At 59.8% G+C, this 19,800-nt stretch carries 15 protein-coding genes and 1 pseudogene; 6 read left to right on the top strand and 10 right to left on the bottom strand.

The annotated features are described in order from the left end of the window. Positions 1–286: 286 nt before the first annotated feature. From JFT87_RS05870 to JFT87_RS05835, 8 genes and pseudogenes are all read right to left on the bottom strand, one after another. Positions 287–1,069, bottom strand: coding sequence for a MetQ/NlpA family ABC transporter substrate-binding protein (locus JFT87_RS05870; RefSeq protein WP_201199637.1), 783 nt, complete (start codon positions 1,067–1,069; stop codon positions 287–289). 206 nt (positions 1,070–1,275) lie between these two features. Beyond that, complete coding sequence (locus tag JFT87_RS05865) at positions 1,276–2,208, bottom strand: sigma 54-interacting transcriptional regulator (RefSeq protein WP_201199635.1); 933 nt, start codon at positions 2,206–2,208, stop codon at positions 1,276–1,278. A 73-nt stretch (positions 2,209–2,281) separates the two neighbouring features. Further along, positions 2,282–2,863, bottom strand: coding sequence for an alpha/beta hydrolase (locus tag JFT87_RS05860; protein WP_201199633.1), 582 nt, complete (start codon positions 2,861–2,863; stop codon positions 2,282–2,284). A 284-nt stretch (positions 2,864–3,147) separates the two neighbouring features. Beyond that, positions 3,148–3,549 (bottom strand): ExbD/TolR family protein, encoded by a 402-nt coding sequence (locus JFT87_RS05855; RefSeq protein WP_003220570.1) that lies wholly within the window; start codon positions 3,547–3,549, stop codon positions 3,148–3,150. A gap of 1 nt (position 3,550) precedes the next feature. Beyond that, the gene (locus tag JFT87_RS05850) at positions 3,551–4,276 is read right to left on the bottom strand and encodes a MotA/TolQ/ExbB proton channel family protein (RefSeq protein ID WP_201199631.1); all 726 of its coding nucleotides are present in this window, start codon (positions 4,274–4,276) and stop codon (positions 3,551–3,553) included. Between the two features lie 45 nt (positions 4,277–4,321). Continuing rightward, positions 4,322–5,137 carry an energy transducer TonB gene (locus JFT87_RS05845; protein ID WP_201199629.1) on the bottom strand — a complete coding sequence of 272 codons (816 nt, stop codon included), beginning with the start codon at positions 5,135–5,137 and terminating at the stop codon, positions 4,322–4,324. A gap of 286 nt (positions 5,138–5,423) precedes the next feature. Next, positions 5,424–6,767, bottom strand: a complete 1,344-nt coding sequence (locus JFT87_RS05840) for an aryl-sulfate sulfotransferase (protein ID WP_201199627.1) — start codon at positions 6,765–6,767, stop codon at positions 5,424–5,426. A 23-nt stretch (positions 6,768–6,790) separates the two neighbouring features. Then, a pseudogene (locus JFT87_RS05835) lies at positions 6,791–9,152 on the bottom strand (TonB-dependent receptor). A 165-nt stretch (positions 9,153–9,317) separates the two neighbouring features. Between JFT87_RS05835 and JFT87_RS05830 the strand changes: the two are divergent. Together JFT87_RS05830 and JFT87_RS05825 are read left to right on the top strand one after the other, a co-directional pair. Further along, positions 9,318–10,262: a LysR family transcriptional regulator gene (locus JFT87_RS05830; RefSeq protein WP_201199625.1), complete on the top strand. Its 945-nt coding sequence runs from the start codon at positions 9,318–9,320 to the stop codon at positions 10,260–10,262. A 216-nt stretch (positions 10,263–10,478) separates the two neighbouring features. After that, complete coding sequence (locus JFT87_RS05825) at positions 10,479–12,095, top strand: alkaline phosphatase family protein (RefSeq protein WP_201199623.1); 1,617 nt, start codon at positions 10,479–10,481, stop codon at positions 12,093–12,095. A gap of 107 nt (positions 12,096–12,202) precedes the next feature. Here the strand turns inward: JFT87_RS05825 and JFT87_RS05820 are convergent, their stop codons facing one another. Then, on the bottom strand, positions 12,203–13,123 hold the full coding sequence (locus JFT87_RS05820; protein WP_201199620.1) for a TauD/TfdA dioxygenase family protein: 921 nt from the start codon (positions 13,121–13,123) through the stop codon (positions 12,203–12,205). Positions 13,124–13,306: 183 nt separating this feature from the next. Between JFT87_RS05820 and JFT87_RS05815 the strand changes: the two genes are divergently transcribed. Beyond that, a complete protein-coding gene (locus JFT87_RS05815; protein ID WP_201199618.1) occupies positions 13,307–14,227 on the top strand; it encodes a LysR family transcriptional regulator in 921 nt (306 codons plus the stop codon). A gap of 124 nt (positions 14,228–14,351) precedes the next feature. Here the strand turns inward: JFT87_RS05815 and JFT87_RS05810 are convergent, their stop codons facing one another. After that, positions 14,352–15,365, bottom strand: coding sequence for an ABC transporter substrate-binding protein (locus tag JFT87_RS05810; protein ID WP_201199615.1), 1,014 nt, complete (start codon positions 15,363–15,365; stop codon positions 14,352–14,354). 382 nt (positions 15,366–15,747) lie between these two features. Here JFT87_RS05810 and JFT87_RS05805 point away from each other — a divergent pair, with 382 nt between their 5' ends. The 3 genes from JFT87_RS05805 to JFT87_RS05795 are packed head-to-tail and all read left to right on the top strand — an operon-like array spanning position 15,748 to position 19,783. Then, positions 15,748–17,346, top strand: coding sequence for an ABC transporter permease (locus JFT87_RS05805; RefSeq protein WP_201199613.1), 1,599 nt, complete (start codon positions 15,748–15,750; stop codon positions 17,344–17,346). Further along, complete coding sequence (locus JFT87_RS05800; protein WP_201199611.1) at positions 17,343–18,158, top strand: ABC transporter ATP-binding protein; 816 nt, start codon at positions 17,343–17,345, stop codon at positions 18,156–18,158. Before JFT87_RS05805 ends, JFT87_RS05800 begins: the two co-directional genes overlap by 4 nt. A 14-nt stretch (positions 18,159–18,172) precedes the next feature. Further along, complete coding sequence (locus JFT87_RS05795) at positions 18,173–19,783, top strand: arylsulfatase (RefSeq protein ID WP_201199609.1); 1,611 nt, start codon at positions 18,173–18,175, stop codon at positions 19,781–19,783. Positions 19,784–19,800 lie beyond the last annotated feature (17 nt).

The raw sequence follows: 19,800 nt of genomic DNA, 5'->3' as shown, positions 1-19,800 counted from the left end.
CCCAGCCCTCCCGAAACGTCGGACCGCCCGTAGGGAGAGGGGCTGACCGAGGTGTCTCGCGTTATGCGCCGACCTGAGAGATCGAGTCGATTATGGATTCGGTACAGCCATATCAGGTCGGCGTACCTCTACAGCATCCCCCAATCAGTCCCCTCTCCCTACGGGCGGTCCGACGTTTCGGGAGGGCTAGGGTGAGCGGCTTTTCTATCGCACACACAAAAACGCCGATGACCATCACTGGCCATCGGCGTTTTCATACCTTGAAGGGGTTTGTTGCTGCGTCGAATCAGAACGCCGGCAGTACCGCGCCTTTGTATTTCTGTTCGATAAAGGCTTTCACTTCCGGGCTGGTCAAGGCTTTGGCCAGTTTCTGGATGGCATCGCTGTCCTTGTTGTCTGGACGGGCGACCAGGAAGTTCACGTAAGGCGAATCAGCACCTTCGATCACCAGTGCATCTTTAGCCGGGTTCAGGCCCGCTTCCAGTGCGTAGTTGGTGTTGATCATGTCCAGGTCGACTTGGTCCAGAACACGCGGCAACATCGCGGACTCAAGCTCCTTGAACTTGAAGTTGTGCGGGTTCTTGGCGATGTCTTTTGGGGTAGCCAGGGCGTTTTTCGGGTCTTTCAACTCGATCAGGCCAGCCTTCTGCAGCAGGATCAGGGCACGGCCGCTGTTGCTGCCTTCGTTAGGGATAGCGATGGTTGCGCCGTCTTTCAGCTCAGCCAGGGTTTTGACTTTCTTCGAGTAGCCGCCGAACGGTTCGACGTGCACACCGATCACGGTGACCAGGTTGGTGCCTTTGCCTTCGTTGAAGCTTTTGAGGTACGGCAGGGTCTGGAAGTAGTTGGCGTCCAGACGCTTCTGGTCGACCTGCACGTTCGGCTGAACGTAGTCGGTGAAGACTTTGATTTCCAGATCCACGCCTTCTTTGGCGAGGGTTGGCTTGATCAGTTCAAGAATCTCGGCGTGTGGAATCGGGGTCGCCGCCACCACCAGTTTCTCGTTAGCCTGGGCCAGGCCCGCAGTCAGGGCAGCCGCCAATGCGGTGAACAACAGAACCTTTTTCATGCAGTGTCCTTATCGGGAATCACGGTCGCTTATGGCGACGGCTATTAGTACGAGTGCCAGTGAAGTGCTATCGCTGGCGTGATGCGGACAATACCGGGATTTTTTATTCCCGAACAATATCTTTTATTCACTTTGATATTCCATTTTGTTCATACAGCTCTGGCCCGCCGCTTACCGAATGTGGGAGCAAGCTCTCTCCCACAGGGTTACAGCGCTTGGCTCAAGCTTTCGAGTAGGTCCTTGAGGGCCGAACGCTCGGCAACCGTGCCGTTTTTGCTGACTTGCGCAACTTGCCGCTCAATCTGCACCAACGACGGCAACACCTCCGGCAGATTCAAATGCTCCGGCAAGATCTCATCCCCGGTACTCACCAGCAGCGCAAAGTGAATGACGTTCTCCAGTTCCCGGGTATTGCCGGGCCAGCTATGCGCCTCCAGCACATGCTGCGCCGCATCACTGATCAACGGCACCGGCAAGTCCAGGCGCTGGCTGTAGATGCCAAGGAAATACTCGGCGAGGGACAGAATGTCTCCCACCCGCTCACGCAAGGCCGGCAACTCAAGCTGCCCTTCGCTGAGGTAGTGATAAAGCCGTTCATGAAATTTCCCGGCCGCCACCGCCTGGCCCAGGTCGATGCTGGTGGCGGCGACCAGGCGCACGTCCACCGGGCTCGGCTGATGAGCGCCGACGCGGGTGACTTCGTGGTTTTCCAATGCTGAGAGCAACTTGATCTGGATTGGCAGCGGCAGATCGCCGATTTCATCCAGATACAGCGTCCCGCCATTGGCCGAACCGAACCAGCCAGCCCGGCTGCTGGCCGAACCGGTGTAACTGCCGGCGGCATAGCCGAACAACTCGGCATCAGCGTACGTCGGGCTGATCGCGCCGCAATTGACCGACACGAACAACCCGCCGCGATCACTGGCGCGGTGGATGTGGCGGGCGAGCAATTCTTTACCGCTGCCGGTTTCACCGCGAATCAATACCGAAATGGCGCGCGGTGCCAGTTGCTCCAATTCCTGGCGCAACTGCCGCGAACGCGGATCAACAAACACCAGCGCCTTGGCGCGGATGCTCAGAGGACTTTTTTCTGCATCGGGGAAGGTCAGCAGCGGCTGACCGAAGGCTTCAAAACTCATGGCAGACTCCCGCCCAAAACCGCCGGGAGACGGGGGGCGTTGTTTTAAAAAACAAAAGCAAAAAATAAAGGGTTCAAGCGCGGCGCAGGGCGTGATGTTCCATGCGGTTTTGCAGGCGATAGAGGTACGCAAAACCCTGCTCCCAGCGCTGGTGACCGGACTTGACATTGATATGCCCGGCACCCGCCAGAATCCCCGCCTCGGCGCCCCAATTACGGGCCAGCTCCATCGCACGGGATGCGCTGACGGCGCTGTCGTTGTCGGAACTGACGACCTGGCTCGGGAACGGCAACAGGGTGGTCGGAATCGGTGCAAAGTTACGCAAGGCCGGCGAGCAGGCCGGGCGTTCGACGTCCGCTGGCGCAACCAGCAAGGCACCGCGCACCTGACGCAAAAACTGCAACGGCGCAGTGGCTGCCCAATGGGCAACGGTGATGCAACCCAGGCTATGGGCGATCAGGATCACCGGTGTGCTGTCGGCGGCAATCGCCTCGGCCAGCGCGGCGACCCAGTCTTCACGGCGCGGCGTCAGCCAATCGGCCTGCTCCACCCGTGCACTGTTCGGCAGACTGTTCTGCCAATGGCTTTGCCAATGATCTTCTGGCGATCCTTGCCAGCCCGGCACAATCAGGTAGCGAATTGATTCGTTGCGCATGGGGGAGCTCTCCTGCTGCGTGTCTGTTCCTGATCGAGTATAGGGACGAGAGTTATATTCGTTAAGGAATAAGAAGCTATTTATTAAGACCTTAATTGAATATGCACGTATCCCCCTGTGGGAGCGGGCTTGCTCGCGAATGCGGTGGATCAGACAACATTGATGGCGACTGACCCGCTGCATTCGCGAGCAAGCCCGCTCCCATAGGGGACCTGCGTTTACCTTGGGAATAAAAAAAGGGCCGCACCCTGCCAAGGAGACGGCCCCGGAAAACTTGAAATCTGTTAACGCGCAGTAATCACCGACAACTTGGTAATCCCCGCCCGCTCAATCGAGGCCATGGCCCGCGCCACTTCGCCGTAATTCACCCCATCGTCCGCCTGCAATTGCACGCGCACTTCCGGATCCTTGGCCTTCGCCGATTTAAGGTTGAACTCCAGCAAATCCGGCTGGATTTCATCCTTGTTGATAAACAGCTTGCCGGCGCCATCGATGCTCACCACCAGCGGGTCTTTCTGCTCCACCGGGGCCACGGCCTCGGTCTTGGGCAGGTTGATCGGGATCGCGTTGGTCAGCAGCGGCGCGGTGACGATAAACACCACCAGCAGCACCAGCATCACGTCCACCAGCGGTGTCACGTTGATCTCGCTCAGCACCTCATCACTGTCTTGCGTGGAGAAGGCCATATCAGGACGCCTCCTTCACTTTCTGCGCACCGCCCTGGGCCACGACTTTGTGCGAGGTCGGGTGAATCAGCAGACGGAACGAACTCTTCTGCGCCAGGCTGTAGAAGTCATGGGCGAAGTCATCCAGGTCCGCCGCCGTGAGTTTCAGGCGCCGCAAAAAGTAGTTGTAAACCAGCACCGCCGGCACCGCGACCGCGATCCCCACACCGGTGGCGACCAGTGCTGCACCAATCGGCCCGGCCACCGTTTCCAGGCTCGCCGAACCCGCCGCGCTGATGCCTTTCAACGCTTCCATGATTCCCCACACCGTGCCGAACAAGCCAATGAACGGCGAGGTGCTGCCAATACTCGCGACCACCGCCAGCCCGGTTTCCAGCGAACGACGCTCGCGGACGATCTGCTGACGCAACGCACGCTCCAGACGATCCTGATGATTGATCGCCTGGCTCAAGTCATTCGTGGCCGGCGCTTCACCTACCTGGATCGCCGCGTAACCGGCCTGGGCCACACGGGCCGCCGCGCCTGGCTGGGTTTCGCTCAGCTCGGCCGCTGAGTCGAGACTCGACGCGGCCCAGAACTGTTTATGAAATTTCTTATCCTGGGCTTTCAAGCGCCCGAATTGCACGCCCTTGAGCAACGCCAAACCCCAGGTGGCAACGGAAAAAACCACCAGCAGCCAGATCACCGCACCTTCGATGGATTCAAGTGGAGAGGCTAGTAACGTCATGATGTATTCCCTCGTGTAAACGTTTCGCGCGAAATTGGTTTCGGTTTAATGAATCTTGAAATCGATGGGCACGCTGACCCAGCCATCCTGGGCAACATCACCTTGCTTGGCCGGCACGAAACTCCAACGCTTCACGGCGGTTAACGCCGCGTCGTCGAGCTGGTCGCGACCACTGCTTTTCTGAATCTGGATCTCGCCCGGTTTGCCATTGGCCAGCACATGCACCCGCAACAACACCGTGCCTTCCCAACCGCGACGCTGAGCCAGGGACGGATATTCCGGCGCCGGGTTTTTCAAGTACGCGGCGTTGGCCGAGGCCGGGGTCACTGGCGCGGGCGCCGGTGGTGCGGGTGGCGCCGGGGCTGCGACAGGTGCCGTTGGTTGCGGCGGTGCTGGCGGCTGTTCAACAGCTTTGGGAGCTGGTTTCGGTACGGGCTTAGCGACCGGTTTTGGTTTTGGCTTTGGAATCGGTTTTGGTGGCGGCGGCTTCACGGCCAACTCGTCTTCCACGGGCGGCGGTGGCTCGACCACGGGTTGAGCAGGTTGTGGCGGTGGCGGCTCGACCACGGGCGGTGCCGGGCGCGAAAACTCGATGGTCATCGGCGGAATTTCCGGCGGCACGATCGGCAGCACGGTGGTCGGTTGCTGATTGACCCAATAGATCACCGCGCCATGCACCAGCAACGCCAGCACACCAAGCAGGATCGCTTCGCGCCGGCTCAGAATGCCCTTGGGCGCACGTTGCAAACGCAACTGACCCAACGGCACGCGGTGCACCCGGCCGAGGTCGACCAACTCGCCACTCGGCGCCTGGCGCCAGAGCACCTCATGTGCGCCGGCGGCGGTCTGGACATTGCCCATTGATTAACTCCCTGCGGTCTCTTTTACGGTCTGTTCATGAACAGCTCGACACACCCGCACTTGAATCCCCCGCGAGGCGTATCGACGGGCCAATCATTGGGCCAGACGCTTATCTCTGAAAGTAACCTTTAAAGTTATGGATAGACCTGAATCGAATATATGAAGCAATCACTTTCGCCAAAGCCACGCCGTACAAGGGCTGTAGCGATGCGTGCGAAAAACGATGCTTTTCAAGCATTAAAAGTATTCGCGCAACGCATCGGAAAAGACCCGATGCGCGCTTCAACTATCGACTGGCATTCGTCTGCTGCGCGCCCACACCCGGTGCAATCACCGCTGTCTGCGAACGTGGCGTCCCTTTTGGTACCCAGTCATAACTCACAGGCAACGCGCGATAGACCCAGTTGCTGATGGCATCGCTGCCCGGTGCTTTGCCGAGATAAGGGCTGACGTATTCCCAAACGTTTTCACCGTTCACCGTCACCTGGAAAAACCGCCCGTTCATGCCCTCATCAATCAACGTGTTGCCGTTCGGTAGACGTCGCGCACTGCTGATGAAGGAGCTGTAAAACGCCCAACCCGGCTGCCTGGAACTGGCCGCGCTGTACTGCCAGACGATTTCATTCTTGAGCGGATCGATTTCCAGCACCCGTGAACCGGAAATCAGCCCAAGAGTGACGTTCGGATAACCCGCCGAACCCTGGTTATCGAACACCAACAGATTGCCCGCGCCCGGTAGGCCCGCCGGGATAATGTGGGCGTCATGCTGGCCGACGAACTGGTCGATCGGACGCGGCAGTTTCTGCGGGATTTTCGGATCGATCTGTGGCAGGTTCGGGCCAAGGCGCCAAACCACTTTGCCGCTGTGCTTGTCGATGATCGCGATGAAGTTGGCATTGCGCGAATCGAGCAACACGTTGTCCGGGTTGAAGCGTTTATCGCCGGCATCGAACCACTTGTTCGGACCGACGAGGCTGAGGTTATTGATGTGCAGGTAATCCGGGTTGTCGCTCGCGCGCACCAGCTTCAACTGCTCGGGCGTGAAACCGAATTCATCGAGGTGTTCCGAGGCCAGCCACTGCCATTTCACCTCACCCTTGGGGCTGACCTCGTAGATCGCATCGTCGATCACCTCGGGCACTTTGAACCCGTCGACCTTGTGCACCTTGTTCGCCAGCACCACGGTGTTGCCATTGCTCAAGCGACGCTGGTCATGGTGCTGTTGCGCCGCGCCGCCCGGCGCCTTGTCGCCCCACTGCCAGACCACTTTGCCGTTCCAGTCCAGTTCGCCGACGCTCTGGTTGCCCAGGCCATTGCCGACCGAGCCGAGCTTGCCGGGGTCCTTGTCGCTCAGTTGCAGCAGCACGTGGCCACGTTCGCCGCCGACCAGTTTCGGGTCGATGATTGCTGAAGGGAAACCGGCCTGGGGCCAGGTTTTCACTGCGTTGCCATTCATGTCAATCAGGTGCGTCTGCTTGTCGGCGCCGCTGAAAATCACGTACTGGTTGAAGGCTTTGGCCGGGTCGTAACGGGTGACGCCGGTGGGGTAGACGCTGGGCGCCGCGAAAGCGCCAACGCTCAATACTGCGCCGGACAGCAACACGGGTAACGCCGTTTTGATGCTCACCATGATGAAGCTCCTTGAGTCACGAATCAGAAGTCGTAGCGACCGGTCAGGCCGAGGGTGCGTGGCGTGCCGAGCAAGCCTTCATAACCGCCGTTGGCGCCGGTCCAGAGGGTTGTGTAATAGGTTTTGTCGAAGGCGTTTTTCAGCCACAGCGAGACGTCCCACTGACCTTGGTGGAAGTCGCCGCGCAGGCCTGTGGATAAGTTGACCACGGCATAACTCGGGATTTGCCCGAAATCCGAATCCTCCACCGTGCCTACCGCTTTGGAGCGGAAGGCGTAGCTGCCGGTGACGTACTCTTCCAAGCCGTTGCTCAGGTTCCATTTGTATTCGCCGTTGGCGTTGCCGATCCATTTCGAGGCGCCGACCACCAGGTGGCCGCTGAGGTCGCAAGAGGCCGGTGCGCCCGAACGCAGGCTGACTTCCGGCGGGCACGGGGCATCTTTGTAGGAGAGGTAGCTGACGTCGTTGAAAGAGCCGTTGAGGTTCAGGGTCAGGCCGCGCAACGGGATGATCGTGCTTTCGACTTCCACGCCACGGGAGCGCACGGAGCCGGCGTTGGTCAGGTATTGCACACGGTTGACGTCGTCATAGGCGTTGGTCTGGTAAGCGTTGACCTGGGTCCAGAACACGTTGGCGTTGAGTTGCAGGCGCTTGTCCCACAGGGTGCTTTTGAAACCGAGTTCGGCGTTGTTGGCACGCTCGGTGCCGATCAGCAACGAGTCGGCGCCGGCCGTCGGTGCGGAGCCGACCGCGAGGTTCACGCCGCCGGATTTTTCGCCGTGGGACAGGGTTGCATAGCCGAGCAGGTCATCGGTGAAGCGGTAGCTCAGGTTCAGCAGGCCTGAGGGGCTGGAGCTGTACTGATTCAAATCGCCGGAGTCGTATGCGCCGGCGCGACCGCCTCGTGCCGTGGCCGCCGCGCCTGTGACTGCCGCACCACCGACCGGCGCATCACGCGTCACCCAGGCGTTTTTTTCTTCATAAGTGCCACGCAGCCCGGCGGTGAAGTCCAGGCGCTCGGTGAGGTGCCAGGTGCCTTGGGCGAACAGCGCAAAGCTGTTGGTTTCGATGTGGCCGTTGCCGACGCTGTCGACGTTGGCCAGCGCGCCTCGCGGCGTGCCGTTCCAGATGTCCGCTTGCGGGCCGTAATAGGAGAAAGATTTGTTGTCCAGGTTCGAGCCGAAGTAATAGGCACCGAGCACGTAATCGAAGAATTCACCCTTGGGTGACGCCAGGCGGAACTCCTGGGAGTACTGCTTATCCTCCACCGACACCCCGGCGTTGTAACTCGCCGGTACGTTGAGGCCATCGTCGTTGCGCGGGGTGAAATTCCAAAAGCGATAGGAACTGATCGAGGTCAGGGTGAAGTCGCTCGGCAAGGTCCAGTTAGCCTCCACCGACGTGCCGCCCTGATGCACCGTGACGTGTTGATCGTTGTCGAGATTGACCATCGCGATGGGAGCCGTTGACCAATGTGGCGCCAGCGGTAGCGGCCCGCGCCGAGTAAAGGTTCAAACCATTGATGGTCGGCCCGGTGTTGTACAACACCCGGGTGCCGGCGCTGGAATCTTCTTCGTTATAGTCGCCGATCCAGCGCACGTTGAACGACTCGTTGGGCTTGAACAGCAACTGGCCACGGAAGCCGTCGCGCGAGCCGCCGTTCAATTCATGGCCGTTGTATTCGTTCTTGATGTCGCCGTCACTGCTGGAGCGATAGGCCGAAAAACGCCCCGCCAGTTCATCGTTCAACGGGCCGGAAATCGTGCCCTTGGTTTGGAAGTAACCGTCCTCGCCCACCGAGGTTTCGATGCTGCGCTCAGGGGTGAACGACGGCGCCCGGGTGCTGATGTTGATCACCCCGGCCGTGGTGTTTTTGCCGAACAACGTGCCTTGCGGACCACGCAAAACTTCGAGCTGCTCGATGTCCATCAGGTCGAACACCGCCATGCCCGGCCGCCCGAGGTAAACGTTGTCGATGTAGAGCCCGACGCTGCCTTCAAGACCATCGCTGGCCGGGTTGTTACCGAGGCCGCGGATCGACACGCTGGACTGGCGCGCATGCATGTAGGCGACGTTGACGCTGGGCACCAGTTGTTGCAGATCCTGGATGCGATATACCCGCTGCGTTTCCAGAGTCTGGCCGCTGACCACGCTCATCGGCGTTGGCACGTCCTGCGAACTTTCTTCGCGGCGGCGGGTGGTGACGGTCACGGTTTCCAACTGTGAACTGTCGGCCGCAGGCTTGCCGGCCGGAACCGCCGCCGGGGTTTGCGAATCGGCGGCGTAGCTGTGAGTCCAGCTGGCGCTCCCCGCCAGTAACAGGGCCAGGGGCAGGCGTTTGAGCCGTCGGGGCGAAAGGGGTGAGGCGAGGTTCAACGGACTCATAGGGCGGCTCCTGATCAAAAAACACGCAAACGCTTTCAGCCCTGCATATTCTTTTAAGTTATTTATTTATGTTTTTAGAAAGATTTACTGCATAAGAGATTGCCTTTATAAGGAGTCCACCTGATGCATATCCAATGCATTCGCCCGATATTTTTTATGTGAAAAATGCATATCGATTTGCGCCAACTTCGTCACTTCATCGCCCTCGCCGACCAGCGCAGCTTCGTCGCGGGTGCGCTGGCGGTGAACCTCTCGCAATCGGCGTTCAGCCGCAGCATTCAGGCGCTGGAACACAGTGTCGGTTGTCAGTTGGTGGATCGCGGACGCAAGGACCTGGCGCCGACCAAACAAGGTCAGGTGTTGCTCGAACACGCGCGGCGGCTGGTCAGCGGCGCGCAGCAGATGGCCAACGAGATCAGCCAGTTCAATGGCCTGGAGGCCGGCGAATTACGCTTCGGTTGCGGCCCGGCACCGGCGGCCGGGTTGATCCCGCGGGCGATCGGTAGCTTCATCGGGCGCTATCCGAAAGCGCGGGTGCAGTTTCAGGTCGACGATTGGCAAAGCCTGAGCAAGCGGCTACTGAGTGAGGAGTTCGAATTCTTCGTCGCCGACACCCGCCATTTCGAAGCAGACCCGGACTACCTGACCCAACGCCTGCGCCCACGCAAATGGCATTTTTGCTGCCGCGCCGGGCATCCGTTGGCGGGGCGTGAGAGTGTCAGTGCTGCGGAGTTGATGAGTTATCCGATGGCCGTCAGCATTCGCCCGCCGAACCTGCGCAAAGTCATCGTCGACTTGAGTGGGCGGCCGGATTTCACGCCGAACGTGGAATGTGAAAACAGCTACAGCCTGCTGAGTGTGGTGATGCGTTCGGATGCCATCGGGATTGTCGGCGCGTATTCAGATGCGCTGCACCTCGCCAAGGGTGAATTGGTGTGTTTGAAGATTGAGGGTTTGGCGGATGATCTGGAGGAGTTGTATACGCGGTACGGGATTGTCAGCCGGGCGGGGTATCGGTTGTCGCCGTTGGCCGAGGCGATGATTGCGCAGATCAAGGAGATTGATGAGCTGGATGAAGAGGTGTGTTCTCTTGAAAATCTGGCTGTCTGACCTACCGCTATCGCGAGCAAGCTCGCTCCCACAGTAGATCCTGCAATGCCCACTCTCTGTGGCAACCACCAGTTCCCTGTGGGAGCGAGCTTGCTCGCGATGGCGTCCGCCCGGCTAACGATGCACCCACTGCATAAAACCCATTCCCCAAATGCACTTGCCTCAACCCCACCCCACCAGCGAAAACCCTCGCCTGTCTTCTGATCGGTGAACCCCATGCCCAACACCCAAAAACCCGTGCGCAACGTGCTGTACATCATGTGCGATCAACTGCGCCGCGATTACCTGTCGTGCTACGGCCACCCGCATTTGCACACCCCGAACATCGATCGCCTGGCCGCTGCCGGCGTGCGTTTCAGCCGTGCCTACACCCAAGGCACGATCTGCGGACCGTCGCGGATGTCGGCCTACACCGGACGCTATGTCAGCAGCCATCAAGTGGCGTGGAACGCGGTGCCCTTACCTCTGGAAGAGCTGACCATCGGCGACTATCTGCGCCCGCATGGCATTCGCACCGCGCTGGTGGGCAAGACCCACGCCACGCCCAATCTGGATGCGTTGCAACGGTTGGCCATCGACCCTGACAGCGATCAGGCGGACGCGTTGAACGAGGTCGGTTTCGAAGCCTATTTTCGCCACGACGGGATCTTCCCGGACGACCCGATCTTCGATGAGAAACGCGAATCCGCGCCTTACACCCATTACCTGCGCGAGAACGGCTTTGAAGGTCGAAACCCCTGGCACGACTGGGCCAACGCCGCCGAAGGCCCGCAGGATGAAATCCTCAGCGGCTGGAAAATGCGCAACGCTCATCTGCCGGCCCGCGTCCCCGAGCAGCATTCGGAAACCGTCTACACCACCGACCGCGCCATCGACTTCATCGCTGAGCAAGGTGAGCAGCCGTGGTGCCTGCACCTGTCGTACATCAAGCCGCACTGGCCCTACATCGCCCCGGCGCCGTATCACGCGTTGTATGGCGCCGATCAGGTGATTGAACCGGTGCGCGCAGCGTTCGGCGAGGAGAGTGATCACCCGGTGTACAACGCGTTTCGGCAGCATGAAGAAAGCCTGAATTTTTCCCGTGATGAGGTGCGGTTGAACGTGGTGCCGACCTACATGGGGTTGATCAAACAGGTCGATGATCAGCTCGGGCGCTTGTTTGATTTTCTCCAGAGCAACGGTCGATGGGATGACACGCTAATTGTGTTCACCAGCGATCACGGTGACTTCCTGGGCGACCATTATTTGGGGGAGAAAGAGTTTTTGCTGGAGCCTGCGGTGGGGATTCCGTTGATCGTTCGCGACCCGCGTGTGGCGGCGGATATCACTCGAGGATCGGTGGATGATCGGCTGGTGGAAACCATTGATGCGTTGCCGACGTTTCTTGACGCGCTGGGTTTGCCGAGTGCTGAACACCGGCTTGAAGGACGCTCATTGATTGCGCTGCTGCACGGCGTGAAAACCAATTGGCGCCGCTATGCGATCAGCGAATATGACTACGCATTCCAGGCCCCGGCGCGGGAGCGGCTTGCGCAGCCGATCGACCGTTGCCGCATGACCATGGTGCGCAGCGAGCGCTGGAAATACCTGGCGTACGACGGGTTTCGGCCGCAGTTGTTTGATCTGCTGAATGATCCGCAGGAGTTGCGAGATTTGGGCGCGAATCCGGCGTTTGCGGCGGTTCGTGAAGAGCATGCGGGGTATTTGTTTGAGTGGGTGCGCGGGTTGAAGCGGCGTACGACCATCAGTCATCAAGAGATTGATTTGCGCGGGCAGCGGTTTCGTTATGGTGAGCCGGAAACCGAGAAATTGGTCCAGATCGGCGTGTGGTAGTTAAAAGCATCGCTGGCAAGCCAGCTCCCACAGGGTTTGTGTTTTACACATCCATTGTGTTCAACACTTTCCACTGTGGGAGCTGGCTTGCCAGCGATGGGGTCAGATCAGACGCCGCCGATATCAGGGCCTTTGATGGTCTGACTCCGCTGCCCCGCCACGCCCACCGGTACCTCGCCCTTCAACGTCACCCGGCGAACGATCCGATCCTGAGTCCCATAGTCATCCACCGCGTAATGCTGGGTGGAGCGGTTGTCCCAGATCGCCACGTCACCAGCCTTCCAGCGCCAGCGCACGGTGTTTTCCAAACGGGTGACATGGCTCTGCAACAGACCAAATAAATGCGCCGAATCCGCCAGGGAATAACCCTTGATGCGTTTGACGAAATGCCCCAGCAGCAAGCTCTTTTCGCCGCTGATCGGGTGCACACGGACCACCGGGTGCTCGGTTTCGTAAACGGTGGAAGTGAAGATCTTGCGGTAGCGCTCCAGCTTTTCCGCCGACACGTCCGGTTTGGCGCCGGCGTAGTCATATTCGTTGCTGTGTACGGCGGTGAGCTTGTCTGCCAGTTCACGCAGCTCCGGCGCCAGCTCGTTGTAGGCCGTCGCGGTGTTGGCCCAGAAGGTATCACCACCGAACGCCGGGGCCACCACCGAGCGCAGGATCGAGGCTTTCGGGTACGCGTCAACGAAAGTCACGTCGGTGTGCCAGGAGTTGGCGCGCTGGCCTTCAGCGCCGTCCAGTTCCAGCAGGTAACGGGTGCCATCGCGTACCGGTACGGTCGGGTGCGCCACTGGCTCGCCGAGCAAGTGGGCGAATGCTTCCTGGCTTTGATCGTCGAGCTGCGTCTGCTCGCGGAAGAACACGACTTTGTATTGGACCAGCGCCTGCTGGATCGCTTCGACGGTGCTGGCGTCCAGCTCGCCGGAGAGTTTCACGCCACGGATCTCGGCGCCGATCCGGCCGGCCACCGGATGGATTTCAAGCGCGTGAACAGCGGGTTTTACAGCTAAAGCGGCATTGCTCATGGGTAGACCCTCGATCGGACTGCTGACGGTTGAGCGGCAGCGAAACAATGCTCTATCTATATTCAATTTAGATCTAATAGATATCTACATGCTTCGTTGACGGAATAAGAGCTTGCATTTAAAACCTCTAGCAACCCTCGTCGCAAATGCCTTCGAGCTATTTTTAGGATGCCGGAAAAGCATATGGATCTTCGCCAGTTGCGCTACTTCATCGCCCTCAACGAACACCGCAGTTTTGTCCGCGCGGCCGACGCCATGGGCATCACTCAACCGGCGTTCAGCCGCAGTATTCAGGGGCTGGAGCAAGAGTTCGGCTGTGTGTTGGTGGACCGTGGCAACAAGGATTTGCGCCCGACACCCGAGGGCCAGGTGGTGCTGCAACATGCCTTGACCCTGGTCCAAGGCGCGGCGCTGCTCAATGCCGAAGTGACGCAGATGACCAAGCTCGACGCCGGTGAACTGCGCTTCGGTTGCGGCCCGGCGCCAGCGGTGAAACTGGTGCCGGATGCGGTGGCGCAATTCATCAATGCGCACCCGAAAGTACGCACCTGTTTTCAGGTGGATAATTGGGAAAAACTCAGCCGCGCCCTGAGCCGTGAAGAGATCGAGTTCTTCATCGCCGACATCCGCCATTTCGAAGCCGATCCGAACTTCCAGACCCAGGCCCTGACGCCCAAGCGCGGGGTGTTCTTCTGCCGGCCGGGGCATCCACTGCTGGTCAAGGACAGCCTGTCGACCAACGACATGTTCGACTACCCGTTGGCGACCACGTTGATCCCGCCGGGCATTCGCAAACTGCTGGCAAACCTCAGCGGGCGGATGGATTTTTCACCGACCATCGAGACCGAGCACTTTCCGGCGCTGGTGAAGATCGTGCTGCAATCGAACGCGATTGGTATTGGTACGGAAGAGGCGTTTAACGAAGACATCGCCCAGGGCACGCTGGTGTTGCTGCACTGGCGCAATTTGCCGCAGAACATCGAGAGCATGAATGCGCGGTGCGGGATTGTCAGTCGCACCGGGTTTCGGTTGTCGCCGGCGGCGCGGGCGATGATTGAGACGTTGGTGGCGGTGGATAAACAAGAGATTAGCGTCGCGGTTTGATGACCCCATCGCGAGCAAGCTCGCTCCCACAGTAGATTTGCGGTGTACACAAATTTTGTGTCCGGCAGAGATCCACTGTGGGAGCGAGCTTGATCGCGATGAGGCCAGTGAGATCGCTAAAAATTCAGAGCTTCGCTGCAGCCAACTCCGGCGCTACCCAATCCGTCACCTTGAACGGCTTGCGAATCAGCTTCTGCTGCGAAGCCAAATCCACTGCATCCTGCAATTTCCCCAGGAACACCGGATCCAGCGTCGAGGGGAACACGTCGCTCAACTTCTGATCCTTCAAATCCTGCTGAAGAATCACTGGCGGATAACTCGCCAGCCCCGACACCAACTGAATGTACGCATCCTTGTTGCTGTCCTGCGTCAGCCACTCCACCGCTTGCTGCTGCGCCTTCAACAGTTTCGCGACCGCCTCCGGATGCTCGTCGACAAATTTCCCGGTGCCCACCAACACCGCCTGAACACTGCCCGCCCCACCCAGATCCTTGGTGTTCAACGGCAACTCGGCCAACCCCTTGGCTTGCAACGCCGTCAATCCAGAACTGCCCCACGACGCATCAATCTGCTTGGCCGCCAGCGCGGCAACGGCGCCGCTAAAGTCCAGATTAATGACCTTCAGATCCTTCTCGCTCAAACCCTGGCTGGCCAGCGCCGCATCAAAAGACAACTGAGTAGCGGTGCCCCGAAAGATCGCCACGCGTTTGCCTTTGAGGTCTTGCAGGGTTTTGATCCCCGAACCGGGCACCACGCCCAGGTACTGTTTCACCCCGCGCGCAGAGGCGCTGAGCAGGCGGGTGTCCAGACCATTGGACTTACCGATGATTGCCGCGAGATCTCCCAGGTAAGCCAGGTCTACCTGACCGTTGGCGAACGCTTCGTTGATCACCGGCCCGGCGCCTTTGAAGAAACTCCACTGAATTTTGATCCCCTGATCGGCGAAGGCTTTCTCAAAAATCTGCTGGTCGCGCAATACATCCGTTATACCGCCGCCACTGTGCTGGGTGCCGGCACTCAGGTCAGGCACGGCGATCCGAATTTCCTTGAGTTCGTCGGCGTGGGCGGTGAACGCCAGCAACCCCGCCAGGGCCGGTATGGCAAACAGACTGATGACACGTTTGAAGGGACGATTCATGGGTGCGGCTCCTGGTGGCGACGGCGTTGAGGAGCAGAACGTAGGCTGAATCAGTCCCTACGCTTAAATACTATAAATTCACATTTTTATAGCTTTTGGGTCTATGTCAGTCAAAGCGGGGCTCTCGGGCGGGTATGCATAAACAGCATCGAAAATATTCTTCGAATGCATTGGATGCGTGTGGGCTGGAGGCCTTAAATGGTCTCGCTTATCTCTCAATAGCATTGATTTTAATTTTTATAGATCAAATTCGCATACACCTTAAACCTGTTGGAGCGAGGCTTGCCCGCGAAGAGACCCGTCACATCCAACAAGAGGGTGACTGACAGATAGCCTTCGCGGGCAAGCCCCGCTCCTACAAGGTCAAAAACGGAGGTCATTCATGGCCCGTGTTTCCCTTCTCAGCCTGCCGCTGGCCGCCCCACCGCTCAATGGTCGGCGCCTTTGGCCAAGCCTGAGCCAGCGTCTCCTGCCCTGGATGTTACCGATCAGCCTGTTCGCCCTATGGTGGCTGGCCAGCCGCAATCACTGGATGAGCGAGCAGATCCTGCCGGCGCCCTCTCTGGTCTGGAACAGCGCCGTCGAACTGTCCCAAGGCGAGTTGTGGAGTCATCTGTGGATCAGCCTGCAACGCCTGTTCTGGGGCTTGCTCGCCGGGATCAGCGCTGGCGCAGCCTTGGGCGCGGCGCTGGGTTTCAGTCGGCGTCTGGAGCGCCTGGTGTTCCCGACGTTCGCCGGTTTGGCGCAAGTCCCGACCCTGGCCTGGATTCCGCTGTTCATGGTGTTTTTCGGCATCGGTGAAGTGTTGAAACTGGTGGTGCTGGTGAAGGCGATTGTGGTGCCGGTGACCCTGCACACCTTGGTCGGTGTGCGCGACGCACAACCCAAATTGCGCGAGGCCGCCGCCGTGCTGCGTCTGCCGCCGCGACTGTTGATCCGTCGCCTGGTGCTGCCCGCCGCGCTGCCCGCCTTCATGGCCGGTGTGCGACTGGCGCTGGCCGCCGGTTGGACCTCGTTACTGGCGGTGGAACTGCTGGCGTCCAGCGAAGGCATCGGTTACCTGATGGTCTGGGCGCGCCAGTTGTTCATGCTCGACATCGTCTTCGTGGTGATCGTGGTCATCGGTTTGATCGGCGTGGCGATGGATCGCGGCATCGGTCTGCTGGATAAAAAATGGGTGCACTGGCCGCACCCGGCCACCGCCGAAATCCGCCGTGGCCCGAAGTATCAAGGCTGGCAACGTCTGCAACCGTGGCTGCTGCCCTTGGCGTTGCTGGCGTTGTGGCAAGTGACCACGGATCAGCAGTGGATCGACGCGAATATCCTGGTCAGCCCGTTCGCGGTTTTGGAAACCACTTGGCACGGCCTGCGAGACGGCACATTGATCAGCGGCATGGCCCTGAGCCTGGGCCGCACCCTCGGCGGTTTGCTGCTGGGCGGTGGACTCGGATTTTTGCTGGGCTTGCTGCTGGGGCTGTCGCACACCAGTGAACGCATCCTCGGTCCGACCCTCGCTGCCATCCGCCAAATCGCGATTTTCGCCTGGGTGCCGCTGCTCACCGCATGGTTCGGCCTGGGGGAATTGGCCAAGTGGGTATTCGTCGCACTCGCTGCATTTTTTCCGCTGTTTATTGCCACCCAACGCAGCGTCGCCAACCTCTCGCCGCAACTGAATGAAGCCGCTCAAGTGCTGCGTCTGAATCTCGGCCAACGCCTGCGCCGCCTGGTCTTGCCGGGCGCGGCCCCGGGGATCTTCGCCGGCCTGCGCCTGAGCCTGATCTACGCCTGGCTCGGCACCATCGGCGCCGAATATTTCATGCCGTCCAATGGCGGCATCGGCAGCCAGATGATCGGTGCCCAGCAACTGCTGCGCATGGACCTGATCATGGCCGGCATGCTGCTGGTGGGCCTGACCGGTGCCCTGCTCAACCTCATTGGCCAACGCCTGGAAATCCGCGCTACCCGCTGGAGACACGCATGAACGCACCGATTGTCAGCTTCAACCACGTCGGCAAATCCTTCGACGTCGACGGCTTCGAACTCGAGGCCATACGTGAATTCAACCTGGAAATCGCCGAGGGTGAATTCGTCGCCATTGTCGGCTCCAGCGGCTGTGGTAAATCAACTTTGTTGCGACTGCTGGTGGGGCTTGATACGCAGTTTCGCGGGAAGATTACCGTGGACGGCAAAGCGGTCACTGGCATCGGCAGCGAACGCGGAATTGTCTTTCAGGAACACCGTTTGTTCCCATGGCTGACGGTCGCCGACAACATCGGCCTGGGCCTGGTCAATGAGCCGTTGAGCGCCGCGCAGAAGCAACAGCGGATCAACGATTTCATCGATCTGGTCGGCCTCAGCGACTTCACTCGCGCCTATCCGCACCAGCTCTCCGGTGGCATGGCGCAACGGGTGGCGATTGCGCGCGGCCTGGTCGCCAGCCCCCGGATTCTGCTGCTGGACGAACCCTTCGGCGCCCTCGATGCACTGACCCGTCAGCAGATGCAGGACGAGCTGCTGGCGATCCGGGCACGGGCAAAAATCACCACGATTCTAGTCACCCACGATGTGGAAGAAGCGATCTTCCTCGCGGACCGCGTGGTGGTGATGGAACCGCGTCCCGGACGGATCAAGCAAGTGGTCGACATCGCCCTGCCCCATCCGCGTCAGCGCAGCAGTTTCGACTTCCACCAATTGCGCGAAGAACTGCTGCACGAACTCACCAGCGATGACCATTACCAACCGGTCGTGCCGGTACAAATCCGCGATCTGCCGCTGTCCTTTATTGCCTGCTGAACAGGAGATTTTTGATGCCGCAACGTCCCAACTTTCTGGTGATCCTGGCGGATGACCTGGGTTTTTCCGATATCGGCGCGTTCGGCGGCGAAATCGCCACGCCGAACCTCGATGCGTTGGCCAACAACGGCCTGCGCCTGACCGACTTCCACACCGCGCCGACCTGCTCGCCGACCCGTTCGATGCTGCTCACCGGTACCGACCACCACATCGCCGGCATCGGCACCATGGCCGAAGCGCTGACCCCCGAACTGATCGGCAAACCGGGTTACGAAGGTCACCTCAATGACCGCGTAGTCGCGTTGCCTGAGTTGCTGCGCGAGGCCGGTTACCAGACGCTGATGAGCGGCAAATGGCACTTGGGGCTGACCGCTGAACTGGCGCCGCATGCGCGGGGTTTCGAGCGTTCGTTCTCGCTGCTGCCCGGCGCTGCCAACCATTACGGTTTCGAACCCACCTACGATGAGCAAACGCCGGGGCTGCTGAAATCCACACCGGCGCTGTATATCGAGGACGATCAATTCATCGATGAGTTGCCGAAGGATTTCTATTCCTCCGACGCCTTTGGCGACAAGCTTTTGCAGTATCTGAAGGAGCGCGATCAGACCCGGCCGTTCTTTGCCTACCTGCCGTTTTCGGCACCGCACTGGCCGTTGCAGGCTCCGGCCGACGTGGTCGAGAAATACCGTGGCCGCTATGACGCAGGCCCCGAGGTGTTGCGCCTTGAGCGTCTGGAAAAACTAAAATCCCTGGGGTTGATCGACGCCGATGTCGAACCGCATCCGCTGATCCAGCTCAACGCGCAATGGGACGCCTTGAGCGACGAACAACGGCAGGTTTCCGCGCGAGCCATGGAGGTTTACGCGGCGATGGTCGAGCGCATGGACTGGAACATCGGCCGTGTCGTCGACTACCTGCGCAATCAGGGGCAACTGGACAACACGTTCATCTTGTTCATGTCCGACAACGGTGCCGAAGGCGCGCTGCTGGAAGCCTTCCCGAAATTCGGCCCGGAGCTGCTGACTTATCTGAACCAGCATTACGACAACAGCCTGGACAACATCGGCCGCGCCAATTCCTACGTCTGGTACGGGCCGAGCTGGGCTCAGGTCGCGACCGCGCCGTCACGGTTGTTCAAGGCGTTCACCACTGAAGGCGGGATTCGGGTGCCGGCGCTGGTGCATTACCCGCAGCTGTCGCTCAAGGGCCAGGTCAGCCACGGGTTTGGCACGGTGATGGACGTCACGCCGACCATTCTCGACCTCGCCGGTGTGCGCCATCCCGGCAAGCAGTGGCGCGGCAAGCCAGTGGCGCAGTTGCGCGGGAAATCGTGGCTGGGGTTTCTATCCGGCGAGACGGCGCAGGTGCATGACGAGCACACCGTGACCGGGTGGGAATTGTTCGGGCGGCGGGCGATTCGGCAGGGGCAGTGGAAGGCGGTTTACATTCCGGGGCCGGTGGGGCCGGCGACCTGGCAGCTTTATGATCTGGGAAGTGATCCGGGGGAGATTCATGATTTGGCGGTTAGTCAGCCAGAGAAGCTCAGCGCATTGATCGAACATTGGCAGACTTATGTGGATGAGACCGGGGTGATATTGAGCGAGTCGCCATTTCAGCCGGATTGAACACTAACACTGTGGCG

It is taken from the genome of Pseudomonas sp. TH15, assembly GCF_016651105.1.
Taxonomy (GTDB): Bacteria; Pseudomonadota; Gammaproteobacteria; order Pseudomonadales; family Pseudomonadaceae; genus Aquipseudomonas.
Note: the sequence above shows the minus strand (reverse complement) of the source record. Positions and strands in the feature narration are given on the sequence as shown.